A 24,585-nucleotide genomic window follows, 5' to 3' on the forward strand; every position below is an offset into this window, starting at 1 on the left:
GTTATGTTGACCAGTATCAAAGAACTTCTATCGTTTTCCGGGCGGGCGTCCCGCTCGGAATACTGGAAGTATGCTGTTCCGATACTGGTGATAATTGCAGGCGCACTGTACGTCGATTTAGCGGTTCTTGATCCAACTGCATATCAGCGTGTGACCACAACAACCGATCTGCTGACGGGAGAAGAGACACAAGAGGTCTCGATTGTTATCAAGTATGGACCAGGGGTTCTTAGCCTCGTTGTGTCCCTCATACTCGTTGTTCCGTTTGCGTCTGTTCTGACACGCCGGGTACACGATATCGGATTCCCGGGCTGGTACGCTTGGCTGGCTCTGTTCCTGGCGTTTTTCTTCGGCCCGGCTTTGTCTTTCTTCGCAGGTTTATTGGGCCTGATCTCGATACCGTTGGCCCTAGTCGTCTCGATCCTACTGGGGATACCGCAACTTGTGATTTCGATACTCGCACTGATCGTAATAGTTTTGTGGGGTACGACCCCTTCTGAGGCGGGGCCTAACGAGTACGGGCCAAGCCCTTTGGGGGCGATAGCATGACCTTCTCTGACGCCATTCGTATCTGTTTCTCCAAGTTCTTCACCTTCTCGGGTCGTGCCTCGCGGCCCGAATACTGGTTCTTTTTTCTGTTCATCGTGATCTGGAACATCATTGCTGGCATCATCGACTGGCAGTTCTTCACACAAGTCTCGGTCACCCAAACGGATGAGGTCAAATCCGTTGCAGCCACGTCCCGGCAACCGGTCCAAAGCATCGTCGGTCTGATCGTTTTCATCCCGCACCTGGCGGTTGCGTTCCGGCGGATGCACGATACCGGTCGCAGCGGGCTTTATGCGCTACTCCCGATCCTGCTGATTGTGGGCGCATTTGCCGTTTTGATCTTTGGCATTGGCATCGCCAGCCAGTTTCACGGTGGCACGTTGGACATCCTGTTCACGCGGGCCACACTGCTTATCGTCATTCCGACATTGCTGGTTCTGGCAGTGTCGCCCCTTCTGGTTCTGTGGTGGCTGACCCGCCCCAGCCAGCCAGGCACCAATCAATACGGTCCCAACCCACATGAGGTAGCCCAATGACCGAACATTCGCCCAACTCTGCCTTTCATGCCTCAAGCTTTATGCAGGGGCATAATGCCGAATATCTGGAGCAGCTTTATGCCCAGTACACAAAGGACCCGAATGCGGTAGATGCCGCCTGGGCCGAATTTTTCAGGCAAATGGGTGACGCCACACCGGACGTGCAGAAAGAGGCCGAGGGACCATCCTGGGCGCGCACCGATTGGCCTCCGATGCCGACTGATGACCTGACGGGTGCGTTGACCGGGGAATGGGCCGAGGTCGATGCCAAGGCCGCCGGAAAGAAGATCAAGGACAAGGCCGCCGCCAAGGGCGTCGAAGTCAGCGATGAGCAGGTCAAACGCGCCGTGCTGGACAGCCTTCGGGCGCTGATGCTGATCCGGGCCTATCGTATTCGCGGACATCTGGCCGCCGATCTGGACCCGCTGGGTATGCGCGCCGCCAGCACGCACCCTGAACTGGACCCAAAAACATACGGTTTCACCGATGCAGATATGGATCGTCCGATCTTTATCGACAACGTGCTGGGCCTGCAGATGGCCTCGATGCGGCAGATCGTCGAGATCGTGAAACGGACCTATTGCGGCACGTTCGCACTGCAATACATGCACATCTCGAACCCGGAAGAAGCCTCGTGGCTGAAAGAGCGGATCGAGGGGTATGGCAAGGAAATCGCCTTTACCAAGGAAGGGCGTAAGGCGATCCTGAACAAGATGGTCGAGGCCGAAGGGTTCGAAAAGTTCCTGCATGTGAAATACATGGGCACCAAGCGCTTTGGTCTGGACGGTGGCGAAGCGCTGATCCCCGCGATGGAACAGATCATCAAGCGCGGTGGCGCGCTGGGTGTCGAGGATATCGTGATCGGTATGCCGCACCGCGGGCGTCTGAACATTCTGGCCAACGTGATGGGCAAGCCTTATCGCGCCATCTTCAACGAATTCCAGGGCGGCAGCTTCAAACCCGAGGATGTGGATGGATCGGGTGACGTGAAGTATCACCTCGGCGCCTCCAGCGATCGGGAGTTCGACGGAAACTCGGTTCACCTGTCGCTAACTGCGAACCCCTCGCATCTTGAAGCCGTGAACCCGGTTGTTCTGGGCAAGGTCCGCGCCAAGCAGGACCAGTTGAACGACACCGATCGCACCAAGGTGATGGGCATTCTGCTGCACGGTGATGCGGCCTTTGCCGGTCAGGGTGTTGTTGCCGAAGGCTTCGGTTTGTCGGGTTTGCGCGGTCACAAGACCGGCGGCACCATGCATATCGTCGTGAACAACCAGATCGGCTTTACCACTGCGCCGCATTTCTCACGCTCCAGCCCGTATCCGACGGATATCGCGTTGATGGTTGAGGCGCCGATCTTCCACGTGAACGGCGACGACCCAGAGGCAGTGGTTCATGCGGCCAAGGTCGCAACCGAGTTCCGCCAGAAGTTCCACAAGGACGTGGTCATCGACATCTTCTGCTATCGCCGGTTTGGTCACAACGAGGGCGATGAGCCCATGTTCACCAACCCGATCATGTACAAGAAGATCAAGACCCATAAGACCACGCTCAGCCTCTATACCGAGCGTCTGGTCAAGGACGGCCTGATCCCCGAGGGTGAGATCGAGGACATGAAAGCCGCCTTCCAGGCGCATCTGAACGATGAGTTCGAGGCCGGCAAGGACTACAAGCCCAACAAGGCCGATTGGCTGGACGGGCGCTGGTCACATCTGGACAAAAACAAGGAAGAATACGTACGCGGCGACACCGCCATTGCACCGGAAACTCTGGCCGAGGTCGGGAATGCCCTGACCCGCGCGCCCGAAGGGTTTGCCCTGCACAAGACCGTCGGCCGTCTGCTCGATCACAAGAAACAGATGTTTGAATCCGGTCAAGGATTTGACTGGGCGACTGGTGAAGCGCTGGCATTTGGCTCCTTGCTGACCGAAGGCTATCCGGTGCGTCTCTCTGGGCAGGATGCGACGCGCGGAACGTTCAGTCAGCGCCATTCCGGATTTATCCATCAGGAATCCGAAGAACGGTACTACCCTCTGAACAACATCCGCTCGGGCCAGTCGCATTACGAAGTCATCGACTCGATGCTCAGCGAATATGCGGTTCTGGGTTTCGAGTACGGCTTCTCGCTGGCGGAACCCAACGCGCTGACCCTGTGGGAGGCGCAGTTCGGCGACTTTGCCAACGGTGCGCAAATCATGTTCGACCAGTTCATCAGCTCGGGCGAAAGCAAATGGCTGCGCATGTCTGGGCTGGTCTGCCTGCTGCCACACGGGTTCGAAGGGCAAGGCCCCGAACACTCGTCAGCGCGGCTTGAGCGGTTCTTGCAGATGTGCGGTCAGGACAACTGGATCGTGGCGAACTGTACAACGCCTGCGAACTACTTCCACATCCTACGCCGTCAGTTGCACCGCACCTTCCGCAAGCCGCTGATCCTGGTGACCCCCAAATCGTTGCTGCGCCACAAACTGGCCGTCAGTACGTCCGAGGATTTCACCACCGGCTCTAGCTTCCACCGGGTGCTATGGGATGACGCGCAGAAGGGCAACTCGGACACCACGCTGGTTGCAGATGACAAGATCAAGCGTGTGGTGATGTGTTCGGGCAAAGTCTACTACGACTTGCTGGAGGAGCGTGATGCGCGCGGCATCGACGATGTCTACCTGCTGCGGATCGAACAGTTCTATCCGTTCCCTGCGCACTCTCTGATCAATGAGCTGGAACGCTTTAAACAGGCAGAAATCGTCTGGTGTCAGGAAGAACCGAAAAACCAGGGCGCGTGGACATTCATCGAGCCAAATATCGAATGGGTGCTGACCCGTATCGGCGCCGATCACAAACGGCCGCGCTATGTCGGTCGCGCAACATCGGCCTCGCCCGCGACGGGTCTGGCCAGCCAACACAAAGCCCAACAAGAAGCGCTGGTGAACGAAGCGCTGAGCATTGAAGGAAAGTAAACGATGTCGATTGAAGTTCGTGTTCCCACGCTTGGCGAGTCGGTAACCGAAGCCACGGTTGCGACATGGTTCAAGAAACCCGGCGACGCAGTTGCCGTGGACGAAATGCTGTGTGAGCTGGAGACCGACAAGGTCACAGTCGAGGTTCCGTCGCCCGCCGCCGGCGTGATGGGTGAGATCGTGGCCGCCGAAGGTGAAACCGTTGGTGTCGATGCCCTGCTGGCAACCATTGCCGCTGGCGAAGGCGCGGCCCCTGCGCCCGCTGCTGCTGCGCCTGCCCCGGCCGCAGCACCCGCCGCTTCGGGTGGCAGTGTTGACGTGATGGTGCCTACCCTGGGCGAGTCGGTGACCGAGGCAACCGTGTCGACATGGTTCAAGCAGGTGGGTGACAGCGTCGCGCAGGACGAGATGCTGTGTGAACTGGAAACCGACAAAGTCTCGGTCGAGGTTCCCGCTCCGGCAGCAGGTGTTCTGGCAGAGATCGTGGCCCCGGAAGGCGCAACCGTAGATGCAACGGCTAAACTGGCGGTGATCTCGGGTTCAGCAGCGGGTGCCGCTGCAGCACCAGTGGCGGCTGCGGCTGCTGCACCAGCCGCGGCGGCAAGCACCGGCAAGGACGTGGCAAATGCCCCCTCTGCCGAGAAAGCCATGGCTGAGGCCGGATTGTCGGCAGATCAGGTCACCGGTACCGGTCGTGATGGCCGCATCATGAAAGAAGATGTTGCGCGTGCCGTTGCTACGGCTGCAGCCCCTGCACCTGCTACAGCGCCCACCCCTGCAGCTCAGGCCCCGCGCGCACCAGTTGCGGCCGAGGACGAGGCCCGCGAGGAACGTGTCCGCATGACACGCCTGCGCCAGACCATCGCAAAGCGTCTGAAAGATGCGCAAAACACTGCCGCAATCCTGACCACCTACAACGAGGTGGACATGACCGAGGTGATGGCCCTGCGTAATCAGTACAAGGACCAGTTCGAGAAGAAGCACGGCGTGCGTCTGGGCTTTATGTCCTTCTTCACCAAGGCCTGCTGTCACGCGCTGAAAGAGGTTCCCGAAGTCAACGCCGAGATCGACGGCACGGACATCGTCTACAAGAACTTCGTTCACATGGGTGTGGCTGCTGGCACGCCGCAGGGTCTGGTTGTACCGGTCATCCGCGATGCTGACAGCATGTCCTTTGCGGCCATCGAAAAAGCCATCGCCGAAAAGGGCAAACGCGCTCGCGAAGGCAAGCTGAGCATGGCCGAGATGCAGGGCGGCACGTTCACCATCTCGAACGGTGGTGTCTATGGCTCGCTCATGTCCTCGCCGATCCTGAACCCCCCGCAGTCCGGCATTTTGGGCATGCACAAGATTCAGGACCGTCCGATGGTCATCAATGGCGAAATCAAGATCCGTCCAATGATGTATCTGGCCCTGTCTTACGACCACCGGATCGTTGACGGTAAAGGCGCCGTGACCTTCCTTGTTCGCGTGAAAGAGGCGCTGGAAGATCCGCGCCGCCTACTGATGGATCTGTAATAATGGCGACACATGTACTCTGGCAGGCCGATGTGGCCGATTTCGATGTCTGGCTGAAAGTGTTTCAGGAAGACAAACCGATGAGGGAGGCCGCGGGCATTCGCGACCTTCACATCTGGAAAGACCCGGATCAGAAGGACCATGCCGTCGCGCTGTTCGAGATCACGGATCTGGATCGCGCTCAGGATTTCATGGAATCCGAGGAGTTGGCGATGCATCACGAACGTGGTGGGGTTGCTCACATCCAGATCAAGGTGCTGGATCCTGTCTGAAATCCGCATTCGCGCCTCATTCAGGGGCGCGAAGTTCACTCGTAATCCGATGATTTGTACCAACTCAGGGGGAACTGACGGATGACCACGGAGCTGACCGTTCTGACCCTTGCTGCATTGCTCTGGGTGGTGCAATTCACGGCCTACTTGGCAGCAGGTCATGGCAAGATCGACCTAGGCCACGCCATTGGCCCACGGGATACCCCATTTGACAAACCCGGTGTCTGTGGCCGTCTGCATCGCGCGCTCAGCAACCATACCGAAGGGTTGGTTCTGTTTGGGATCGCGGCACTTGTCCTGACTGTCTCGGGGCAATCCAGCGGATTTACCGCCGCCTGCAGCTGGATCTATCTGATCGCCCGAATTCTATACGTCCCGGCCTATGCGTTCGGCTGGACACCCTGGCGTACAGTGATCTGGATCGTTGGTCTGCTGGCCACCACCGCAATGTTGCTGGCTGCTGTTCTTTGAGACGGCCCCCAGCATAGATTAATCATAAGGGGAACGGCCCTGGCGCAATCGGTACTGCCGCCATCCCCGCAAACGATAAGGACCTGACATATGGCAAACTATGACGTTATCGTAATCGGCGCCGGTCCCGGCGGCTATGTCTGCGCCATCCGCTGTGCCCAGCTGGGGCTCAAGACGGCTGTGGTCGAGGGGCGTGAAACACTGGGCGGCACCTGTCTGAACGTGGGCTGCATCCCGTCCAAGGCCCTGTTGCATGCCAGCCATCAGTTGCACGAGGCTGAGCATAACTTTGCCAAGATGGGTCTGAAGGGCAAAAGCCCCTCAGTCGATTGGAAACAGATGCAGGCCTACAAGGACGAGGTGATCGACGGAAACACCAAAGGCATCGAATTCCTGTTCAAGAAGAACAAGATCGATTGGCTGAAAGGTTGGGGTTCGATCCCTGCCGCTGGCAAGGTCAAGGTGGGTGATGAGGTTCACGAAGCTAAAAACATCATCATCGCTTCGGGATCGGAACCGTCGTCGCTGCCAGGCGTAGAGGTGGACGAAAAGATCGTCGTAACCTCGACTGGTGCGCTGTCACTGAACAAGATCCCGAAAAAGATGGTGGTCATCGGTGCAGGTGTCATCGGGCTGGAACTGGGCTCGGTCTATCAGCGTTTGGGTGCTGAGGTGACCGTGATCGAATTCCTCGATGTCATCACACCGGGCATGGATCCGGAGGTTCAGAAAACCTTCCAGCGTATCCTCAAGAAGCAGGGCCTGAAATTCGTCATGGGCGCTGCGGTGCAAAAGACCGAAGCCACCAAGACCAAGGCAAAGGTGACATACAAACTGCGCAAGGATGACAGCGAGCATGTGATCGATGCCGATACCGTACTGGTCGCAACCGGGCGTAAGCCATTCTCGGATGGTCTTGGCTTGGAGGCACTGGGTGTTGAGATGACACCACGCGGCCAGATCAAGGTTGGTGCTGATTGGCAAACCAACGTGCCGGGTATCTATGCCATCGGCGATGTAACCGAAGGCCCGATGCTGGCGCACAAAGCCGAGGATGAAGGCATGGCGGCCGCCGAGCAGGTCGCGGGCAAACATGGCCATGTGAACTATGGCGTCATTCCGGGCGTGATCTACACCTGGCCCGAAGTCGCCAATGTTGGTGAGACTGAAGAGACGCTCAAGGAACAGGGCCGCGCCTATAAGGTCGGCAAGTTCATGTTCATGGGCAATGGCCGCGCCAAGGCAAACTTGATGACCGATGGGTTTGTGAAAATCCTCGCCGACAAGGAGACCGACCGTATCCTGGGCGCGCATATCATCGGTCCAGCAGCGGGTGACCTGATCCACGAGGTCTGCGTCGCAATGGAATTCGGCGCATCAGCCGAGGATCTGGCCCTGACCTGCCACGCCCACCCGACCTATTCCGAAGCCGTACGCGAAGCTGCGCTTGCCTGTGGCGACGGACCGATCCACAGCTGAGTTTCCCGATCCCGGCAGCCGTCAGGTTGCCGGGGTCAACCATGCCTCAAGATAGACTTCCAGTCGATCGGCAAAGCTCTGCGCCTCATGCAGCGCGCAAAACTGCAGGGACATGGCCTGTATGGAAAAGGCCTGAACGCCTTCGGCAAGCAGATCGTGTGATACATCCTGCCGAACAGTCGCATGTTCCAACCAGCCGGATACCAGACGGAAGTACCGCTCAAAGCAATGGGCAATTGGTCCGATCTCGGCGATTCCCGTGGCACCCGAATACCTTAACAGCAGATCAAAGACATAGCGTTCCGATGTCATGAAACTGTGGACAGGCTCCAATGCCGCTATGATCTCGGACACAGTTTTGGGATCAGGCCCGCTCTCAGCCTGATCAAAACAGGCGCTCAGCTTTTCGCCCATCAGGATTTCCATCAGCGCGTCCTTGTCGTGGAAATGCGCAAAGAAGGTTCCCTTGGCGACCCCGGCAGCCTGAACCACTTCTTCGACCCGCAATGCCTCGTATCCATTGCGCTGCACAACGTCCTCAGCGGCGGACAAGAGGCGTGCGCGCGTCTTCATGGTTCTTTTTTGAATCGGTTTTTGCATAAGGGTTGTTTGCACGAATTTTGACCGCGGTCAAATTTAATATTGACCATGGTCAATTATTGATTCTACAAACTGACCGCGGTCATTTTTGGAGAATCCCGATGCAACCCAAGAAAGTTCTCATCCTCGACGGTCACCCAGGTGAAACCAGCCTGTCCCGTACCTTTGCCCAGACATACAGCGATGCAGCGCGTAAGGCGGGTCATGACGTCCGAATGGTTCATCTGAGCGATCTGCAGTTCGATCACGATTTCGGTCAGGGCAACTATCACGACTTCAAACCACTGGAGCCCGTGCTTGAGCAGGTACTGCAAGACATCGAATGGAGCGATCATCTGGTCCTGACGACCCCTATGTGGTGGGGTGGCCTGCCTGCCAAACTGAAAGGCCTGATCGACCGGATGTTCATCCCCGGGCGCACGTTCGATACGCGAAACACGACCAAGATTGGGTTTCCCGCACCGATGCTCACCGGTCGGACAGCGCGAGTTATCATGACATCCGACACGCCCGGCTGGTTCATGCGGCTGATCTATCGTCAGGCGCTTATCCGACAGGTTCGGGACCAGATACTTGGCTTTGTTGGCTTCAAACCCACCCGCTTCACCTATTTCGCGGGTGCAAGCTATCCCAAATCGGGCAATGTGGAGCGCTGGATAGAGAAAGTAGCCAAAATCGGTGCGGCTGCAGTTTGAGCAGCGCGCCTACCACATCGTCTTGGCGGCGCGGGCACCCCATTCCTGATCATAGCGCGCGCCGCCTTCCTCTCCCTCAGAAGCCTCAGCGAGAATCTCGCCAACCGTCGGCAGGTCGGCGGTTTCATCACCGCTGCTCCAGGTCCGTGCACGCATCAGAGCCCGGGCACATTGGGTGTAGATTTCAGCAATTTCTATGACAATCACGGTGGCTGGGAGTTTGCCGTTTTTCTCAAACCGCGCGCGCAAACCTTCATCTGTGGTCAAACGCGCCATTCCGTTCAGACGCACCACATTGTTTGATCCCGGAACCATGAACATCAGCGATACATGCGGATCGCGCACAATGTTGCGCAAACTGTCCAGCCGGTTGTTCCCACGCCAATCAGGCATGGCCAGAGTACCTGCATCCAGTTCCAGAACCACCGGACCATCATCGCCGCGCGGGCTGCCATCTACGCCTTCAGGACCCACCGTGCTGAGCACACACAGGCGCGAGGCCATGATCCATTTGCGATAGAGCGGCGTCAGGCGGTGCGCGACCTTACGCAGCGCTGGCGCCCCGGGTTTGCCATACAACGCCTCAAGCGCGGCAATATCTTTAATGAACTCCATCCGGATCAAACCCCACTTCGCGCATCAGATCGTTTGAGCGTGTTTCAATCACGTCTTCCAGACGTGAAAGGAATTCGTTGCGACTGACCCCAGGCTCAATCGGATCAAGGAATTCGACAATCGCATGCCCGGGTTTGCGCATGATACCTGTACGGGGCCAGAACACGCCGACATTCGTGGCTGCCGGTACGCATGGAAAACCCAGTCCTTCATACAGGACGGCCGTGCCAACCTTGTAGGGTTTATGGACCCCGGGGGCGACCCGGGTTCCCTGCGGATAGATCACCAGCTGACCGGGTTCCGCAAACTCTCGGGACACATCCTTGACCATCTTGGCCACCGCCGCGCCGCGCTTGCCTCGGTTAACCGGGATACATCCAAGGCGGCGCGCATACATGCCGATGATCGGGGTCCACAGAAGCTCTCGTTTCATGATGAACTTGCCGTGCGGGATAGCGTCAAAGATCATGATGATATCGAGAAACGACTGGTGCTTGGCACCGATCACCACCTCTCCGGTCGGGACGGGGCCGCGCACTTCACTGCGAATTCCGACCATCCAGCGGGCCAGCCAGATTGTGGTACGCGCATAGGTTTTGCAGGCCTGCAGCGCGCCACGTTTCGCGAACATCGCATAAGGGGCAAAGACCAATCCAAGGATCAGCATCCAGATATAAATCGTGATCATGAAGATCAGCGAACGTACCCATTGAATGGCCATGAGCATCACGAAAGTTCCTTCAACTTGCGACGGGCTGCGGACCAGGTGGCAAAAAAGGCAACAGTTGCCCCAAGCAGCGGAATAGCGGCAGGCAGAAGCCAGCCCATTCCCTGAAAACCCAATCCGGTCAGAAAGCCGCCCGCATCCGATGCTTCGGGCAGAAGCAATACACCAGACATCCCCAGCAACGTACCCACTGCAGCACCAAAGAACGCACGATAGGTAAATCGCCGTACAAAAGCTCCGGCGATGAAGCGATCACGGGCACCGACCTGTCGCAATACCTCGATGATCTGCGCATTGGCGGCGAGGGACGAATTAGCCGCCAGTGTGATCATCGCCGCCGTTGCCCCGCCAATCAGCAAGATGGAAATCCAGCCCAGCCGCCGCAGCGACATGGCCGCGTCGACCAGTGGTTCACGCCATCTGGTATGATCATCCAGTACCGCGCCGGGGACTTCGGCGCCGAGCCTGAGTCGCAGTCCAATGGCATCCAGACCGGGTTCGCCTTCAACGATCTCGATCAGTTGCGGAATAGGCAGAGTGTCCAGGGGCAGATCAGGCCCGAACCAGGGTGCCAGCAGCGCTGCCTGTTCCTCGGATGTCAGGGCCCGCGCAGAAGCCACACCCGGTGTCTGGCGAAGCACATTCAAGGCCGCTTCGGTCTGAGCCGCGCGCTGTTCTGCCGGTGCATTGATACGCAAGGTGGCAGCACCCGCAAGTTCGGTGGCCCAACGGTCGGCCAACCGACCGGACGCCAGCGACAGTGCCAGCGCAAAAACGGCAAGAAAGGCCATGGCGCCGGATACAAACAGAGTAAGCTGCGCGGTAAAACCGGTGGGTGGAACCACCCGGTCGGCCCGCGTGTCGCGGCGTAGCAGCGTTCGGATATCACCATTGCTCATAGGTCCGCCCCCGCCAGCTGCAGCCGACGCTGCGAAATCCGCAAAACCCGCGCCTGAACCTGACTTTTGGCCGCACGGATCAGGCTGAGGTCATGAGTGGCGATCAGAACGGTTTTACCCATGCGGTTGAGTTCGACCAACAAGCGCAAAAGGCGCTGGGACATTTCCCAATCAACATTGCCGGTTGGTTCGTCCGCCAAAACCACATCGGGCGACAGGATAAGCGAACGCGCCAATGCGGCTCGCTGGCGCTCACCACCTGACAGTTCCGGCGGATGAGCCTCCAGCCGGTTTCCCAGCCCGACCCAGTTCAGCAACTCATTTAGGTTGTCTTGTTCCGCATCCTGTGCACGTCCTGCAACCATCAGCGGCAGGGCAACATTTTCGGACAGGGTCATGTGATCCAGAAAATTGCAGTTCTGGTGCACAACCCCGATCCGGCGGCGCAGCAAGGCCATCTGATCCCGATCTAGGCCCGCTATATCTTCTCCAAAGGCGCTGATACGCCCCGATGTGGCCAGCAGGGCGCCATAACAAAGCTTGAGCAAAGTCGTCTTACCGGCCCCGGATGGTCCGGTCAGAAAATGGAACGACCCCGGTTGCAACTGCACCGAAACATCGCTGAGCAGCTCTCCTCCGCCATAGCTGTAGCTGACATTTTCCAGCTCTATCACGCCTGTCCCCATATTTTCTGCCGCTCTTCTTGCCCGAGCGCGGCCTTGGTTTCAATGCCCGTGCCGAGTCCAATTGGTGACACTTGTGTCCTGAGACCAAAAACGCGCTTTGCTGTTGGCTCTTAACGGAATATCATCCCTGAAAAAACTACTATCAGGCCGACAGGCAGGCCGGGGAGGCAGTATGCGTCTAACATGTCCGAAGTGTAGTGCCCAATACGAGGTTCCGGACGAGGTCATTCCAGAAGAAGGCCGAGACGTACAATGTTCCAATTGTGAAGAGACATGGTTTCAGGCCAAGTATCCTGAGCCACAGGCTGAGGCCGCTCCGGCACAAGATGAGAGTGTCGAAGAGACCGAAAACGAAGAGGTCGCCGCTGAAGCCTCTGCCCCCGAGGCAGAGCCTGAACCCGCGCCGGCAGAAGAAGCCCAACCACCAAAGGAAAGCAGCGGCAATGTTGATCCCGCTGTAGCCAATATCCTGCAACAGGAAGCAGCCCGCGAAGCGGAACTGCGGGCGCAGGAAGGCACGGGACTGGAAAGCCAGCCGGATCTGGCGCTGGATCCTCCGGCTGAAGAGCCCGAGGTAGAGGCCAAAGAGCCCACAACGACCGAAACGGCAGAGGATGCCGGGCACAAGGACGTGTTACCGGATGTCGAGGCCATCAATTCCAGCCTGCGTTCCGATGAGACCGACAACCCATCAGCGGAAACCGAAGTCGCACCACGCAAATCCAGCGGGTTTGTGCGGGGGTTTGTGCTGATCCTCGTGATCGGTGTGATTCTGTTCCTGATCTACGGCAATGCATCACAGATCAGCGACGCGGTTCCACAAGCCGAACCAGCCTTGCAGTCTTACGTGTCGCTGGTGGACCAGGCCCGTATCTGGCTTGAGACGCAGGCGGGTTCAGCTTCGCAATAACTCCAGAAACTCTGATCAGAACCGTTCAAGCAGACGCTTGAGGTATTCCAGTTCGATTTTCGGTCGGTCGGTCTCGCCTGTTCGACGACGGATTTCGTCCAGCAATTCACGTGCGCGGCGATAGACGTCTTCGCCTTGTAGCAGGTTCTCATCTGTTGAAATCGAACCGGCCGCGCCCGGATTGCGGCCCAGTGGATCGCGATTGTTGGCCTGCATATCGCCTTCCTGTGTGCCCTGACCGGGTTGGTTTTGCTGGTTCTGGGCCATGGCTTCACCCAGCGCACGCATGCCTTCACGAAGTGCTTCCATCGCTTCGGACTGACGGTCGATTGCTTCGGCCAGATCTTCGCTGCGCAGCGCTTCTTCTGCCTCGTCCATGGCGCGACCTGCACGGCCCAGCGCCTCGCGGGCAGCTTCGCCCTCTTCCGTTCCTGCACCAGGCAGGCCTTGTTCCTGACGGCTCAGTTCATCTCTCAGAGCCTGCTGGCGGTCCGCCAGCGTTCCCTGACCCTGTTGACCTTCGCCACCCTGCTGGTCAGCACCTTGTCCCTGACCACCCTGGCCTTCGTGGCTCTGACCTCGGCCCTGCCCACCCGAACGGCCTTCGTTACCGGTATTTTCACCCGCCTGCGCACCCGGATTGAACTGTTCCTGCAAATCGCGGAAAGCCTGATCGCTCAGGCCCTGCTGTTCGCGCAGAGTCTCGGCGAGCCCTTCCATTGCCTGCTGACCTTCGGATTGACCGCCTTCACCCTGACCTTGGGTGACACGCATGTTCTCCATCATCTGCTGGAACTCTTCCAACGCTTGCTGCGCTTCGGCCATACGACCCTGTTCCATCAGTTCCTGAATACGGTCCATCATCCGCTGCAGATCATCCTGCGTCATTTGCAGCGATTCACCGTTTTGCCCAGGCTGGCCTTCGTCACTTTCGTTTTCCTGCGCCAGACGCTGAAGCTGTCGCAGGTAATCCTGCGTCGCGTCGCGCAGTTCCTGCATCAGATCGGCAATCTCTTCGTCGCTGGCGCCGTTCTGCATCGCCTCGGTCAAACGCTCTTGCGCACGGCGCATGCGTTCCAGCGCATCAGCGAGAGTGCCCTCTTCGATCAGAATCGCCAAATCCCAAAGCGCTTGAGCAATTTCGGCTTGTTGTTCGGGCTTCAGGCCGAATTCATCAAAAGTCTCAAGCCTGCGCAGCAGTACTCGAAGGCGAAGATAAGCCGTCTCGGACCGGAAGAGGCTTTCGGGACGATGCGAAACAGCCCGTAATATCTGCGCGACACGACCAGAGTTGTCACGAGCCCAAAGCAGATCGCGTCTCTGTTCGATCACCGCCGATGCAAGCGGGTCAAAGAAACGCCGGGCGGGCAAAGCGGTCAGATAGGGTTCGGATTCCGACTGCTGATCTGATGCGTCACGAACAGAAAGTGTGATCCTGACCGGTAGATGCGCCCAAGGGTGTTGAGAGAAATCTTCGATCAGATCCTCTTCGAATTCGGTACGGTCCCCGGTGATTGGCATCGGCAGCTGGACGGTGATCGTCTCGCGCAGTTCCGGCTCGGCGGTCAGGCCATAGCGACGATCCACAGACGCCAGATCAAGCTCAATCCGGGCAGACCCCGATACCACACCGTAGTCGTCACTGGCGGTAAAGGGCAGTTTCATCTGACCACCCGCCTCGGCCTCGGCGATGTCGGATACGGCGACCTGTGGTCGGGTGTCCGGAATGACATTCAGTGCCCAATCCCGCCCAGCCGGACCATCAATGCGCAACTGACCGGTGCGTTCGGCAACAAAATCCTGTTCCGGTTCTGTCGCAGCCTCAATCCCTGTCGACGATGCGGATTCCGTCAGGGTATGCGCCCCGACTTCCCCATAGAAACGCAATGTTATGCGGCTGCCCTGAGGCACCGAAAGCGTCGGATCTGTCTGATCGGCCAGATACAAAGTAGGCAAACCGGTATAGCGCGGAGGTTCCACCCATCCTTCCCATGTCGGTCCCTGACCCGCCGTGGCTGTTCCCGGAGTCATCTCGGCAACTGATCCGATGCGCCAGAACGACCCGAAAAAGAACGCCACGACCAACGCCAGCAAAGCTGCGTAGCGCAAAGCATAAGGATCGCGCGAGGCCAGCCGAAGATCCGGTTTGACGACACCTGCCTTCGAGGCCTTCTGCGCCATGCGTGTCTGGTGCGCATGCCAGAGCGCGACAGAATCGGCATCCATGGCACCAATGGCCTGATCATCCAGCAAGGCCTGAATGGGACGGCCGGGCAGGGTTTCATCCAACCGCACGAGCGCTTCGGCACGCGTCGGGATATGGAATCGTCTGATTCCCCAAACTGCTGCCACCAGAAGCCCAAGCACCGCCAGCGCACTTACGGACCAGACAATTTCAACACCGACATGATCCTGCAGACCCAGCATCAAAGCGGCCAAAATGGCCATTGCCAGCGAAAAAAACGGCCAGAATGCGCGCCAAACCTGCTCGGCCAGCATCCCTGCGTGCGTCAGCCACAGGGACAATCGGGGAATTGGCAGGTTTGATCTGTCGGTCAAGGCGGGCCTCCTGATCGGGCCCGCGCGTTCATCGCGTCAAAGCCACGAAGGTATGGTATCGCGGTTTATGATTTCGTCAAAGCTTGGCCGTTCACGAATTACTGCGAATTGATCGCCGTTTACCAGAACCTCTGGGATCAGCGGACGCGTATTGTATTCGCTGGCCATTACCGCGCCATATGCGCCTGCGCTGCGAAAGGCGATCAGATCACCGGATTTCAACGGCGGCATGTTGCGCTGCTTGGCAAAGGTATCACCCGTTTCACAGACCGGCCCCACGATGTCATAGGGTTGCCGTTCAACGCCCGGAGCAGGCTCCTGCACTGCCACAATATCGTGATGCGCCTCGTACATCGCTGGACGGATCAGATCGTTCATTGCGCCATCGAGGATCAGGAAGTCGCGACCTTCTCCGGATTTCACATAAATCACTTTGCTGACCATCAAACCCGCATTCCCGGCGATCAAACGACCGGGTTCGATCTCGATCTCGCAGTCCAGATGACCGAGTGTCTTCTTGATCAGTGCACCATACTCCACCGGCAGCGGTGGCGCATCGTTGGAACGGGTGTAGGGAATGCCCAACCCGCCCCCCAAATCAAGGCGGCGGATGTTGTGACCTTCGGCGCGCAGCTTTTCCGTCAGTTCAGCTACCTTGGTATAGGCCAGTTCAAAGGGCTCCAGTTCGGTCAGCTGCGAGCCGATATGGACGTCGATGCCAATCACCTCGAGGCCGGGCAGGCTGGCGGCATGGGCATAGACCTCAGATGCTCGTGCAATTGGAATGCCGAATTTGTTCTCGGATTTTCCCGTCGCGATCTTGGCATGGGTCTTGGCATCCACATCCGGATTCACCCGAACGGTGATCGGCGCAACCACACCCAACTCCAAAGCAACGGCGTTGATCACTTCCATCTCAGGTTCGGATTCGACGTTGAACTGGCGGATGCCGCCGCTCAGCGCGGTGCGGATTTCATCTGCCGTCTTGCCAACGCCTGAGAACACGATCCTGTCGCCGGGCACCCCGGCAGCTTTGGCGCGCAGATACTCACCGCCCGAAACCACATCCATTCCCGCACCCGCCTGTGCCAGCGTCTTCAGGATAGCCTGATTGCTGGCCGCCTTCATCGCGTAACAAACGAGGTGATCGGTACCGTCCAGCGCATCATCGAACAGCTTGAAATGGCGCAGTAGCGTCGCAGTCGAGTAGACATAGAATGGCGTTCCGACCGCAGCAGCGATTTCGGAGATCGGTACATCCTCGGCGTAAAGCGCGCCGTCGCGGTAAAGAAAGTGATCCATGACAGCGCGCTTAGACTGAAATGCAAGCGTTGATCAATGGTTTTGAAGCGCCATGGCGCGCCTTTCAGGAATCAAAAAAGGGCCCGAAACGAATTCGGACCCCTTTCAAAGAAACAATCAGTCAAACTTCAGGAGTTAACCTCGTCGATCAACTCATCGTAGTAAGCGCACAAACCTGCCAGATCACCAGATGTCTGTGCTTCTGTAGCTTTGGCCTGCATTTCAGTTGCAATCTCCTGCATACGCGTAGGGTTCGTTGCAGCCAGCGTTTGCAGCGCAGTGGACAGTTCCAGCGCCTTGGACTGCGCATTCTCGGCAGTGCAGTCCTGATCCGCAGCAGACGCAATTCCTGCAGATGCAGCAATCATTGCCGCGGCAATAAAGATATTTTTCATTTTGTGCTCACATGTTTTTACCTGATGAATTTTCAGGCACGGCCCTTTTGCTCAGGAGCACCGACACCAACAAGGGGGAAGAATATGAAATTTAACCCATTGTAATAAAATATATTTTGCAGGCGTGCCAAATGGCCGAGCATTAGCGTACAGCTCCAGCTCGTAAACACAATTTGCGCAATGGTTGCTGATTGACGCGTTACTTTCTGGTGGAAACACCAACGCGACCGTAGCCGGAAATTGAGATGCCCGATTTCTTCGGCTCTGCCGCAGGTTCAGGGCGCGACTGATAAGACGGGTCGCAAGCTGCGAGCACAACAAGCGCGGTCAATACACCGATGAATTTCATTCTCTATTGCCTCTGAATTTCAGTCATGAGGGCATGACCACCCAAAGGTGGGTGATCAGACCATGGTTTTCAATCGGGCGTCAGGTCAGAGCCCAAAAAAGACGCTGAGAGGGCCACGGTTTACACCCACGCCGCCACTGACATATGCACCGTTGTTTGAAACGCCGACATTTGCGTTCAGTGTCGGTTGAATGGGCTCGCCATCCGCCCCGCATCCCGACAGCATCGCAGTAGCGGCCACAAGAGCAATTGCGCGCAAAAGGGTCATCACAGGTTCGCCTTCCATCTTTCAATCTGGATACGGACCTGATCCGGTGCCGTACCGCCGTAAGATTGTCGCGAGTTTACCGAATTTTGTACGCCAAGAACAGAATAGACATCCTGAGTGATGTCCGCGTGGACCGACTGCATGTCGTCAAGCGTCAGGTCGGGCAGATCGCAGCCCTTGCTTTCCGCCATCGCAACCAGAGATCCGGTAACGTGGTGTGCATCACGGAACGGCAGGCCCAATACGCGAACCAGCCAATCGGCCAGGTCGGTCGCGGTCGAAAACCCCGAGCCCGCTGCCGCGGCAAGGCTCTCGCGGTTGGCGGTCATATCCTTGACCATGCCTTCCATTGCTGCCAGCGCCAGCATCCAGTTGTCGGCCGCATCAAAGACCTGTTCCTTGTCTTCCTGCATGTCCTTGGAATAGGTCAGGGGCAGGCCTTTCATGACCATCATAAGACCGGTATTGGCTCCGTAAATCCGCCCCACCTTGGCGCGGATTAGTTCTGCAGCATCGGGGTTCTTCTTCTGCGGCATTATCGACGAGCCGGTCGAGAAGCGATCCGATAGAGATACAAAACGGAATTGGGCCGAAGACCAGATCACCAGTTCCTCTGCAAAGCGTGACAGGTGCATGGCACAGATCGATGCGGTCGACAGGAACTCCAACGCGAAGTCGCGGTCGCTGACGGCGTCCAGCGAGTTGGCAGCGGGGCGGTCAAAACCAAGAGCTTCGGCCGTCATGTGGCGGTCGATGGGGAATGAGGTGCCGGCCAGCGCAGCAGCGCCCAGCGGGGATTCGTTCATTCGGGTTCGGGCATCGCGGACACGAGACAGATCACGGCCAAACATCTCGACATAGGCCATCATGTGATGGCCCCAAGTGACTGGCTGGGCGGTTTGAAGGTGGGTGAAGCCCGGCATGACCCAATCAGCACCGGCCTCGGCCTGCGCCAAAAGCGCGCGGATCAGCGCCAGCAAGCCGCTCTCAGCAGCGTCCAGCTGATCACGAACCCAGAGTTTGAAATCGGTCGCAACCTGGTCATTGCGGCTGCGGCCTGTATGCAAACGGCCTGCGGGCTCACCGATGATCTCTTTCAGGCGCGCTTCGACATTCATGTGGATGTCTTCCAGTGCGGTTGAGAACTGAAATTCTCCGCTCTGGATTTCTGACAAAACGGTGAGCAGCCCTTCCCGAATAGCCTCGGCATCACTATCACTTATGACGCCTGTGGCAGCCAACATGGCGGCATGGGCGCGCGAGCCTGCGATGTCCTGGGCTGCCATCCGCTGATCGAACCCGATCGAGGCATTGATCGCCTCCATGATCGCGTCTGGACCGGCGGCAAAGCGGCCGCCCCACATCTGGTTCGAGGATTGATCGGTCATGTAAGAAAACCCGGAGTTGATATGCGCCTATTTCGTCTGATCCCCCTTTATATGGCCCTTGCGCTGGGTGCAAACGCCGCTTTGGCGACAGATGCCGAGACTCTTGGCCCACTGCGCGAAGGAAGTCTGAAACGCCTGATCCTGCACAAAGAGCCCAAGCCGGTCGAAGCCGTTGAGTTTCAGCTGGAAGATGACGGTGGCACTGCGTCTCTTGAGGATTACAAGGGCAAGTATGTGCTGCTGAATTTCTGGGCCACCTGGTGCGCCCCTTGCCGCAAGGAGATGCCGCAGATTGCTGAGCTCCAGGACGAGTTTGGCGGTGACAGTTTCGAAGTTCTGACATTGGCCACCGGACGCAACTCTCCTGCCGGGATCAAGAAGTTCTTCGACGAGAACGGCATCGACAATCTGCCCCGCCATCAGGACCCAAAGCAGGCCGTCGCAAGCAAAATGGGTGTGATTGGCCTGCCGATCACCGTGATCATCGACCCGGACGGCAATGAAATCGCCCGTCTGATCGGTGATGCAGAGTGGAATTCAGATAGCGCCAAAGCGATTGTGTCGACACTGATTGGTGGTGAAAGCTAATCCTGGACGTCCAAAATCGGACGCAGCTTTACCACTATGAGGTCGACCAAATCAGGCGCCATGTAATCAAATTGATCGGGGATACCAAGAATAATAACCTTGGTGTCCTTTATGAGATGACCGAATTTTTCAGACAGCCGCTTCTTCTGGCGGCGGTCCATCACAAATATCATATCTGCCCACTCAACCTGTTCTGATGAGATCATTTCGTCTGCATCCCGGCTAATCCCTGCGAAATCAGTGCTATAGCCGGGCCATTCGCCCACTACATCGGCGGCTGTTGGGCTGCGCATGCGCGCTTTGCCGCAAATGAAAAGAACGTTCTTCAAGATGCCCTTCCTGTTTTCGATGCTGGCGATTTAGAACAAGTCAACTTCGGCCTTCCCGTGCTATAGTTTTCTCATGCTTAGCAAAAACCCTCAAATAAACCAGTTTGAGAGGAAACAGCGATGAAACCGGTAGTTCTGTTGATTGGACGTTTGCCGAACGTAATAGGCGATGTGGCACGGCAGTTGGATCATCTGCCGATCCAATGGCTGGGCGCTCATGATCAGGAAGAGGTCCGGCGGCAACTGGAGGCGGAACCGCGGATTGTCTGTGCCATCATGGGCGCAGGTCTTGATGACAAGATTCGCGGCGAAATGGTGGGCATCATTGCAGCACGCAGGCCTGACATTTGCATCCACCTCAAGGATCGCGCGTCAGGTCCCGAAGGCTTGGTGCCCTTCGTCGAACGCGTTGTGCAGCACGAGATTCTGGAAACTCTGGAAAACAGCTGACGCAACGCCACCTTTGACAGCCTTTCAACTCCTTTGCAGGTTGTCTGCAGGAGGATGGAATGCCACTCGAAATACTATTGGTTCTGGTGGTCGGCGGGATCGCCGGGATCACACTGTTGCTGCACGTCACAGGCAGATCGCGGTTGCGCGTCCTGACCAAGGCCAGCGCACAAAAGGATTGGTTGCGTCACTTTCCCGATGATGACGTGATCGATGTCACCATATCGCATGACTGCCATTCAGCGCTGATCAGAACCAATGTCGGCGCCGGTCTGCTCTGGTCATTTGGCGCAGACACTGTTGCGCGGCATCTGATGGATTTCGACTGGCTTGAGCACCCAAAGGGACTGGAGGTTCAGTTCCACGAGTTTGGCGTGCCGCGCGTGGTTATCCATCTTGACGAAAGCGAACGCCGCCACTGGCGACACCTGATGGAGCCCGCATGACTGATCAAGTGACATTTCCGGACGCCGTGCAATGGGCCGTTCCCTTCTTCATTGCTGCAATCCTTGCAGAATTCCTGTGGATCTCGATCAAGGGTCGGGGCGGGCGATATGAAACCCGTGATGCGGTGACGTCGCTGATCATGGGGGCTGGCAATATTGCGTCGGGCTTTCTGCTGGGCTTCATCGCCTACGCATTCTTCATGTGGCTGTGGCAGATCACACCCCTAAATCTGGGCACATCGATCCCTGTCATTATTCTGTGCTTTGTTCTGGATGATCTGCGGTACTACTGGGTGCACCGTTTGGGGCACCGTGTGCGCTGGGTTTGGGCCAGCCATGTCAATCACCACAGCTCACAGCACTATAATCTCACAACCGCGTTGCGTCAGACATGGACCTATACGTTCACCTTCATGATGGTCGTTCGGGCGCCGCTGATCCTGCTTGGCTTTCACCCTGCGATGGTTTTGTTCGTCGGCGGTATAAACCTGATCTATCAGTTCTGGATACATACCGAAGCGATCGGAAAGATGCCCCGTTGGTTTGAGGCCATCATGAATACCCCCAGCCATCACCGCGCGCACCACGGTCGCAATGCGCGGTATCTGGATTGCAACTATGCCGGTGTCTTCATCATCTGGGACAAACTCTTTGGTACCTTTGTACCCGAGCAGGACGATGACCGCGTCGACTACGGACTGGTGCACAATATCGGTACGTTCAATCCCTTGCGCGTAGCTTTCCACGAATGGGTGGGCATCTGGCAGGATGTAAAACAGCCGGGCCTGAGCCTGCGTCAACGGCTGGCTTATTGCTTTGCACCCCCCGGTTACAGCCACGACGGAAGCCGCGACAACTCTGAACAGATCAAAGCCAAACACCTTGCCCGCCACCCAGAAGATCGTGGAACGCCCGGATTTGAGCAATTTGACGCGAAACCGCCTAATGCACAGGCAGAACGGGCTTGATCTTGCCCGACTGACGGCCACGGCGACTTGAAATTCGGCCCAGCTACTCCATATCGACCAGATGTGCCGCGTATGAGTAGCTTGGAGGCCAGCATGTCCCGTCTGACAACTGTTTCGACTGTTATTGGCCTTTTGGGTCTGGTGATGGCGATGGTATCTGCGCTGATAAGCAATGTACCCTCTGGCATTCTGGCGCTTAGCTTCGTCATGTTGGTCATGGGCATTCTGGGGGCTGTCATCGGCGCCGCCACTTCGCTGGGTCGTGCTTGGCAATCAGCCCGCTGACGGACCGCAAAGCATTAACCAATCTATTAATACATCTTACTTCTTAACCGCAGATTCACCTGTTTGCCCTGAGAATGAGGCCGAACCCCATTCGGCAACCCTCAGGGAACGGTATCCATGCGGGACAAGAAACTTGCAGACCTGCCAGAAGGCGCGGACAGCCCTTTGAATTCAGCGGTTACGGCCCGGGATCGCTCGGTCGTGCAGATGGCAGCTGACGCAGTCAGGCACAAGCAATGCAAGCTGGCCTATCAGCCAGTCATGCAGGCCCATCCTCCGCAGGGTGTCGCCTTTTACGAAGGGTTCATCCGCGTCCTTGACGAAACCGGCCGTGTAATCCCCGCGCGCGAATTCATGCCGCAGGTCGAGAACACGCCGATTGGACGGGAACTGGATTGCATCGCACTGGAAATGGGGCTGCGAACCTTGGTCAGAAACCCCGGAATCCGCCTGTCAATCAACATGTCGGCCCGCTCCATCGGATTTGCGCGCTGGTCCCGCGTACTGGACCGGTTCCTGAAAAAGGACGCCAGCATCGGGGAAAGGTTGATTCTGGAAATCTCGGAAAGCTCGGCGATGCAGGTACCGGAGCTGGTCGTGGATTTCATGGATCGCCTGCAGGAACGTGGTGTCGCCTTCGCGTTGGACGACTTCGGGGCCAGTAATTTCAGCTTTCGCTATTTTCGCGAGTTCCTGTTTGATGCCGCCAAAATCGATGGCCAGTTCATACGCGGGATAAGTGAAAACTCAGACAATCAGGCGCTGGTTCGCGCGCTGATCGCTGTCGCCCGTGAGTTCGAGATTTTGGTAACCGCCGAATCGGTCGAGACCAGACAAGATGCCGAGTTTCTGGTGGCTAATGGAGTCGACTGCCTGCAGGGCTTCCTCTTCGGCGCTCCTTCGATCACGCCGCCCTGGAAGACGAAAAGTGAAGCAAAGACAGGAAGTTAACAAGCACCGCACTGTCGCAACTAATTGCCGATCATAACGCTGAGACAAGCTGTCCGTTGCTGCAACTGCAGCATTACGCTATGGCAAGAGGTGCTTGAGCGGGGGATCACGAGGCGCTCTTGTATCCGGAGAGTGCCTCTCCACGACCTGCGCCGTCAGATTTCCCACAGGACCATGACGGTAAAGGATTGACTGTATGACCAACGTAGTAATCGCATCCGCCGCACGTACAGGCGTCGGTAGCTTTGGCGGTTCGTTTGCGAACACCCCTGCACATGATTTGGGCGCTGCCGTCCTTGAAGCAGTCGTGGAACGCGCTGGAATCGATAAGGGCGAAGTAAGCGAAACCATCATGGGTCAGGTCCTGACCGCTGCACAGGGCCAGAACCCGGCCCGTCAGGCGCATATCAATGCTGGCCTACCGCAGGAAAGCGCCGCGTGGGGCATCAACCAGGTTTGCGGCTCGGGCTTGCGCGCCGTGGCACTGGGCGCACAGCACATTCAGCTGGGCGACGCCGATATCGTTGCCGCAGGCGGACAAGAGAACATGACTCTGTCACCCCATGCCGCCGCTCTGCGCGCCGGTCACAAGATGGGTGACATGAAATACATCGACACGATGATCCGCGACGGTCTGTGGGATGCCTTCAACGGCTATCACATGGGTCAGACCGCTGAAAACGTCGCCGAGAAATGGCAGATCAGCCGTGACATGCAAGACGAGTTTGCAGTTGCGTCGCAGAACAAGGCTGAAGCCGCGCAAAAGGCCGGTAAGTTCGCTGACGAAATCACTCCCTTCACCATCAAAACCCGCAAGGGCGACATAGTGATGGACAGCGACGAATACATCCGTCACGGCGCAACCATCGAAGCCATGGGCAAACTGCGCCCGGCCTTCGCCAAAGACGGTTCGGTCACCGCGGCAAACGCTTCGGGCCTGAACGACGGCGCGGCCGCCACCCTGTTGATGTCGGCCGAGAATGCAGAAAAGCGCGGCATTGAGCCCCTGGCCCGTATCGCATCCTACGCAACCGCTGGCCTGGATCCGTCGATCATGGGCGTCGGTCCGATCTACGCCTCTCGCAAGGCGCTGGAGAAGGCAGGCTGGTCCGTAGATGATCTGGATCTGGTCGAAGCCAACGAAGCCTTTGCCGCTCAGGCCTGCGCCGTAAACAAGGACATGGGTTGGGACCCGTCGATCGTAAACGTCAACGGCGGCGCGATCGCCATCGGTCACCCGATCGGCGCATCCGGCTGCCGCGTACTGAACACCCTGCTCTTCGAAATGAAGCGCCGCGATGCCAAGAAAGGTCTCGCGACCCTCTGCATCGGTGGCGGCATGGGCGTCGCCCTCTGTGTGGAGCGCGACTAAGTGCTTTGACAACCAAATAAAAAA

At 57.6% G+C, this 24,585-nt stretch carries 28 protein-coding genes; 16 read left to right on the plus strand and 12 right to left on the minus strand.

From position 1 onward, the window contains the following. The first annotated feature begins 3 nt into the window (after positions 1–3). The 7 genes from GOX61_RS07005 to lpdA all read left to right on the plus strand — a co-directional run bounded on the left by GOX61_RS07005 (position 4) and on the right by lpdA (position 7,779). Complete coding sequence (locus GOX61_RS07005) at positions 4–549, plus strand: DUF805 domain-containing protein (RefSeq protein WP_170332384.1); 546 nt, start codon at positions 4–6, stop codon at positions 547–549. Beyond that, positions 546–1,085 carry a DUF805 domain-containing protein gene (locus tag GOX61_RS07010; RefSeq protein WP_170332387.1) on the plus strand — a complete coding sequence of 180 codons (540 nt, stop codon included), beginning with the start codon at positions 546–548 and terminating at the stop codon, positions 1,083–1,085. Before GOX61_RS07005 ends, GOX61_RS07010 begins: the two co-directional genes overlap by 4 nt. After that, positions 1,082–4,039 (plus strand): 2-oxoglutarate dehydrogenase E1 component, encoded by a 2,958-nt coding sequence (locus GOX61_RS07015; protein ID WP_170332388.1) that lies wholly within the window; start codon positions 1,082–1,084, stop codon positions 4,037–4,039. The genes GOX61_RS07010 and GOX61_RS07015 overlap by 4 nt, the downstream gene beginning before the upstream one ends. Positions 4,040–4,042: 3 nt before the next feature. Beyond that, on the plus strand, positions 4,043–5,557 hold the full coding sequence (gene odhB / locus GOX61_RS07020) for a 2-oxoglutarate dehydrogenase complex dihydrolipoyllysine-residue succinyltransferase (protein ID WP_170332390.1): 1,515 nt from the start codon (positions 4,043–4,045) through the stop codon (positions 5,555–5,557). Positions 5,558–5,559: 2 nt separating this feature from the next. Then, complete coding sequence (locus GOX61_RS07025) at positions 5,560–5,829, plus strand: hypothetical protein (RefSeq protein ID WP_155149827.1); 270 nt, start codon at positions 5,560–5,562, stop codon at positions 5,827–5,829. 81 nt (positions 5,830–5,910) lie between these two features. After that, positions 5,911–6,300, plus strand: a complete 390-nt coding sequence (locus tag GOX61_RS07030) for an MAPEG family protein (RefSeq protein ID WP_170332392.1) — start codon at positions 5,911–5,913, stop codon at positions 6,298–6,300. A 90-nt stretch (positions 6,301–6,390) separates the two neighbouring features. Continuing rightward, entirely contained in the window at positions 6,391–7,779 is a 1,389-nt protein-coding gene (gene lpdA, locus GOX61_RS07035; protein WP_170332395.1) for a dihydrolipoyl dehydrogenase, read from the plus strand. 21 nt (positions 7,780–7,800) lie between these two features. On the opposite strand, the gene GOX61_RS07040 is transcribed toward lpdA, so the two are convergent. Beyond that, the gene (locus GOX61_RS07040) at positions 7,801–8,352 is read right to left on the minus strand and encodes a TetR/AcrR family transcriptional regulator (protein WP_254436781.1); all 552 of its coding nucleotides are present in this window, start codon (positions 8,350–8,352) and stop codon (positions 7,801–7,803) included. Between the two features lie 128 nt (positions 8,353–8,480). Here GOX61_RS07040 and GOX61_RS07045 point away from each other — a divergent pair, with 128 nt between their 5' ends. Then, complete coding sequence (locus GOX61_RS07045) at positions 8,481–9,074, plus strand: NAD(P)H-dependent oxidoreductase (RefSeq protein ID WP_170332399.1); 594 nt, start codon at positions 8,481–8,483, stop codon at positions 9,072–9,074. A 9-nt stretch (positions 9,075–9,083) separates the two neighbouring features. On the opposite strand, the gene GOX61_RS07050 is transcribed toward GOX61_RS07045, so the two are convergent. The 4 genes from GOX61_RS07050 to GOX61_RS07065 are packed head-to-tail and all read right to left on the minus strand — an operon-like array spanning position 9,084 to position 11,989. Further along, positions 9,084–9,689, minus strand: a complete 606-nt coding sequence (locus GOX61_RS07050) for a pyridoxamine 5'-phosphate oxidase family protein (RefSeq protein ID WP_170332402.1) — start codon at positions 9,687–9,689, stop codon at positions 9,084–9,086. Further along, on the minus strand, positions 9,676–10,416 hold the full coding sequence (locus tag GOX61_RS07055) for a lysophospholipid acyltransferase family protein (protein WP_155149816.1): 741 nt from the start codon (positions 10,414–10,416) through the stop codon (positions 9,676–9,678). The genes GOX61_RS07050 and GOX61_RS07055 overlap by 14 nt, the downstream gene beginning before the upstream one ends. Beyond that, positions 10,416–11,315, minus strand: a complete 900-nt coding sequence (locus GOX61_RS07060; RefSeq protein ID WP_170332404.1) for a cell division protein FtsX — start codon at positions 11,313–11,315, stop codon at positions 10,416–10,418. The genes GOX61_RS07055 and GOX61_RS07060 overlap by 1 nt, the downstream gene beginning before the upstream one ends. Then, positions 11,312–11,989, minus strand: a complete 678-nt coding sequence (locus GOX61_RS07065) for a cell division ATP-binding protein FtsE (RefSeq protein WP_170332405.1) — start codon at positions 11,987–11,989, stop codon at positions 11,312–11,314. Before GOX61_RS07065 ends, GOX61_RS07060 begins: the two co-directional genes overlap by 4 nt. A gap of 184 nt (positions 11,990–12,173) precedes the next feature. Between GOX61_RS07065 and GOX61_RS07070 the strand changes: the two genes are divergently transcribed. Next, complete coding sequence (locus tag GOX61_RS07070) at positions 12,174–12,911, plus strand: zinc-ribbon domain-containing protein (protein ID WP_170332407.1); 738 nt, start codon at positions 12,174–12,176, stop codon at positions 12,909–12,911. 15 nt (positions 12,912–12,926) lie between these two features. Here GOX61_RS07070 and GOX61_RS07075 read toward each other — a convergent pair whose 3' ends face one another. From GOX61_RS07075 to argH, 6 genes are all read right to left on the minus strand, one after another. Beyond that, the gene (locus GOX61_RS07075) at positions 12,927–15,470 is read right to left on the minus strand and encodes a TIGR02302 family protein (RefSeq protein ID WP_367646945.1); all 2,544 of its coding nucleotides are present in this window, start codon (positions 15,468–15,470) and stop codon (positions 12,927–12,929) included. 36 nt (positions 15,471–15,506) lie between these two features. Beyond that, positions 15,507–16,772, minus strand: coding sequence for a diaminopimelate decarboxylase (gene lysA, locus GOX61_RS07080; RefSeq protein ID WP_170332409.1), 1,266 nt, complete (start codon positions 16,770–16,772; stop codon positions 15,507–15,509). 128 nt (positions 16,773–16,900) lie between these two features. Next, entirely contained in the window at positions 16,901–17,167 is a 267-nt protein-coding gene (locus tag GOX61_RS07085) for a hypothetical protein (protein WP_254436782.1), read from the minus strand. A gap of 199 nt (positions 17,168–17,366) precedes the next feature. Further along, positions 17,367–17,516, minus strand: coding sequence for a hypothetical protein (locus tag GOX61_RS07090; RefSeq protein WP_170332411.1), 150 nt, complete (start codon positions 17,514–17,516; stop codon positions 17,367–17,369). Positions 17,517–17,601: 85 nt separating this feature from the next. Then, positions 17,602–17,784 carry a hypothetical protein gene (locus GOX61_RS07095; RefSeq protein WP_155149808.1) on the minus strand — a complete coding sequence of 61 codons (183 nt, stop codon included), beginning with the start codon at positions 17,782–17,784 and terminating at the stop codon, positions 17,602–17,604. Beyond that, entirely contained in the window at positions 17,784–19,172 is a 1,389-nt protein-coding gene (gene argH / locus GOX61_RS07100; RefSeq protein WP_170332413.1) for an argininosuccinate lyase, read from the minus strand. The genes GOX61_RS07095 and argH overlap by 1 nt, the downstream gene beginning before the upstream one ends. 21 nt (positions 19,173–19,193) lie before the next feature. Here argH and GOX61_RS07105 point away from each other — a divergent pair, with 21 nt between their 5' ends. Beyond that, positions 19,194–19,760 carry a TlpA disulfide reductase family protein gene (locus tag GOX61_RS07105; RefSeq protein WP_170332415.1) on the plus strand — a complete coding sequence of 189 codons (567 nt, stop codon included), beginning with the start codon at positions 19,194–19,196 and terminating at the stop codon, positions 19,758–19,760. Here the strand turns inward: GOX61_RS07105 and GOX61_RS07110 are convergent. Continuing rightward, a complete protein-coding gene (locus GOX61_RS07110; protein ID WP_254436783.1) occupies positions 19,757–20,089 on the minus strand; it encodes a low molecular weight protein tyrosine phosphatase family protein in 333 nt (110 codons plus the stop codon). The genes GOX61_RS07105 and GOX61_RS07110 overlap by 4 nt on opposite strands. A 120-nt stretch (positions 20,090–20,209) precedes the next feature. Here GOX61_RS07110 and GOX61_RS07115 point away from each other — a divergent pair, with 120 nt between their 5' ends. The 6 genes from GOX61_RS07115 to GOX61_RS07140 all read left to right on the plus strand — a co-directional run bounded on the left by GOX61_RS07115 (position 20,210) and on the right by GOX61_RS07140 (position 24,561). After that, positions 20,210–20,539 carry a hypothetical protein gene (locus tag GOX61_RS07115; RefSeq protein ID WP_155149802.1) on the plus strand — a complete coding sequence of 110 codons (330 nt, stop codon included), beginning with the start codon at positions 20,210–20,212 and terminating at the stop codon, positions 20,537–20,539. 59 nt (positions 20,540–20,598) lie between these two features. Beyond that, positions 20,599–20,985, plus strand: a complete 387-nt coding sequence (locus GOX61_RS07120; protein WP_170332417.1) for a hypothetical protein — start codon at positions 20,599–20,601, stop codon at positions 20,983–20,985. Beyond that, positions 20,982–21,953 carry a sterol desaturase family protein gene (locus GOX61_RS07125; RefSeq protein ID WP_170332419.1) on the plus strand — a complete coding sequence of 324 codons (972 nt, stop codon included), beginning with the start codon at positions 20,982–20,984 and terminating at the stop codon, positions 21,951–21,953. The genes GOX61_RS07120 and GOX61_RS07125 overlap by 4 nt, the downstream gene beginning before the upstream one ends. A 93-nt stretch (positions 21,954–22,046) precedes the next feature. Further along, the gene (locus GOX61_RS07130) at positions 22,047–22,238 is read left to right on the plus strand and encodes a hypothetical protein (protein ID WP_170332421.1); all 192 of its coding nucleotides are present in this window, start codon (positions 22,047–22,049) and stop codon (positions 22,236–22,238) included. A 117-nt stretch (positions 22,239–22,355) separates the two neighbouring features. Further along, positions 22,356–23,189 carry an EAL domain-containing protein gene (locus tag GOX61_RS07135; protein ID WP_170332423.1) on the plus strand — a complete coding sequence of 278 codons (834 nt, stop codon included), beginning with the start codon at positions 22,356–22,358 and terminating at the stop codon, positions 23,187–23,189. Between the two features lie 196 nt (positions 23,190–23,385). Beyond that, a complete protein-coding gene (locus tag GOX61_RS07140; protein ID WP_155149792.1) occupies positions 23,386–24,561 on the plus strand; it encodes an acetyl-CoA C-acetyltransferase in 1,176 nt (391 codons plus the stop codon). Positions 24,562–24,585 lie beyond the last annotated feature (24 nt).

This window comes from Ruegeria arenilitoris (assembly GCF_013030265.1).
Classification (GTDB): domain Bacteria; phylum Pseudomonadota; class Alphaproteobacteria; order Rhodobacterales; family Rhodobacteraceae; genus Ruegeria; species Ruegeria arenilitoris_E.

What these genes read in the sequence shown, in the direction of transcription:
- GOX61_RS07005 (WP_170332384.1), top strand. Translation starts at nt 4, where the DNA reads ATGTTGACCAGTATCAAAGAACTTCTATCGTTTTCCGGGCGGGCGTCC.
- GOX61_RS07010 (WP_170332387.1), top strand. Translation starts at nt 546, where the DNA reads ATGACCTTCTCTGACGCCATTCGTATCTGTTTCTCCAAGTTCTTCACC.
- GOX61_RS07015 (WP_170332388.1), top strand. Translation starts at nt 1,082, where the DNA reads ATGACCGAACATTCGCCCAACTCTGCCTTTCATGCCTCAAGCTTTATG.
- odhB (WP_170332390.1), top strand. Translation starts at nt 4,043, where the DNA reads ATGTCGATTGAAGTTCGTGTTCCCACGCTTGGCGAGTCGGTAACCGAA.
- GOX61_RS07025 (WP_155149827.1), top strand. Translation starts at nt 5,560, where the DNA reads ATGGCGACACATGTACTCTGGCAGGCCGATGTGGCCGATTTCGATGTC.
- GOX61_RS07030 (WP_170332392.1), top strand. Translation starts at nt 5,911, where the DNA reads ATGACCACGGAGCTGACCGTTCTGACCCTTGCTGCATTGCTCTGGGTG.
- lpdA (WP_170332395.1), top strand. Translation starts at nt 6,391, where the DNA reads ATGGCAAACTATGACGTTATCGTAATCGGCGCCGGTCCCGGCGGCTAT.
- GOX61_RS07040 (WP_254436781.1), bottom strand. Translation starts at nt 8,352, where the DNA reads ATGAAGACGCGCGCACGCCTCTTGTCCGCCGCTGAGGACGTTGTGCAG.
- GOX61_RS07045 (WP_170332399.1), top strand. Translation starts at nt 8,481, where the DNA reads ATGCAACCCAAGAAAGTTCTCATCCTCGACGGTCACCCAGGTGAAACC.
- GOX61_RS07050 (WP_170332402.1), bottom strand. Translation starts at nt 9,689, where the DNA reads ATGGAGTTCATTAAAGATATTGCCGCGCTTGAGGCGTTGTATGGCAAA.
- GOX61_RS07055 (WP_155149816.1), bottom strand. Translation starts at nt 10,416, where the DNA reads ATGCTCATGGCCATTCAATGGGTACGTTCGCTGATCTTCATGATCACG.
- GOX61_RS07060 (WP_170332404.1), bottom strand. Translation starts at nt 11,315, where the DNA reads ATGAGCAATGGTGATATCCGAACGCTGCTACGCCGCGACACGCGGGCC.
- GOX61_RS07070 (WP_170332407.1), top strand. Translation starts at nt 12,174, where the DNA reads ATGCGTCTAACATGTCCGAAGTGTAGTGCCCAATACGAGGTTCCGGAC.
- lysA (WP_170332409.1), bottom strand. Translation starts at nt 16,772, where the DNA reads ATGGATCACTTTCTTTACCGCGACGGCGCGCTTTACGCCGAGGATGTA.
- GOX61_RS07085 (WP_254436782.1), bottom strand. Translation starts at nt 17,167, where the DNA reads ATGAAAAATATCTTTATTGCCGCGGCAATGATTGCTGCATCTGCAGGA.
- GOX61_RS07090 (WP_170332411.1), bottom strand. Translation starts at nt 17,516, where the DNA reads ATGAAATTCATCGGTGTATTGACCGCGCTTGTTGTGCTCGCAGCTTGC.
- GOX61_RS07095 (WP_155149808.1), bottom strand. Translation starts at nt 17,784, where the DNA reads ATGACCCTTTTGCGCGCAATTGCTCTTGTGGCCGCTACTGCGATGCTG.
- argH (WP_170332413.1), bottom strand. Translation starts at nt 19,172, where the DNA reads ATGACCGATCAATCCTCGAACCAGATGTGGGGCGGCCGCTTTGCCGCC.
- GOX61_RS07105 (WP_170332415.1), top strand. Translation starts at nt 19,194, where the DNA reads ATGCGCCTATTTCGTCTGATCCCCCTTTATATGGCCCTTGCGCTGGGT.
- GOX61_RS07115 (WP_155149802.1), top strand. Translation starts at nt 20,210, where the DNA reads ATGAAACCGGTAGTTCTGTTGATTGGACGTTTGCCGAACGTAATAGGC.
- GOX61_RS07120 (WP_170332417.1), top strand. Translation starts at nt 20,599, where the DNA reads ATGCCACTCGAAATACTATTGGTTCTGGTGGTCGGCGGGATCGCCGGG.
- GOX61_RS07125 (WP_170332419.1), top strand. Translation starts at nt 20,982, where the DNA reads ATGACTGATCAAGTGACATTTCCGGACGCCGTGCAATGGGCCGTTCCC.
- GOX61_RS07130 (WP_170332421.1), top strand. Translation starts at nt 22,047, where the DNA reads ATGTCCCGTCTGACAACTGTTTCGACTGTTATTGGCCTTTTGGGTCTG.
- GOX61_RS07135 (WP_170332423.1), top strand. Translation starts at nt 22,356, where the DNA reads ATGCGGGACAAGAAACTTGCAGACCTGCCAGAAGGCGCGGACAGCCCT.
- GOX61_RS07140 (WP_155149792.1), top strand. Translation starts at nt 23,386, where the DNA reads ATGACCAACGTAGTAATCGCATCCGCCGCACGTACAGGCGTCGGTAGC.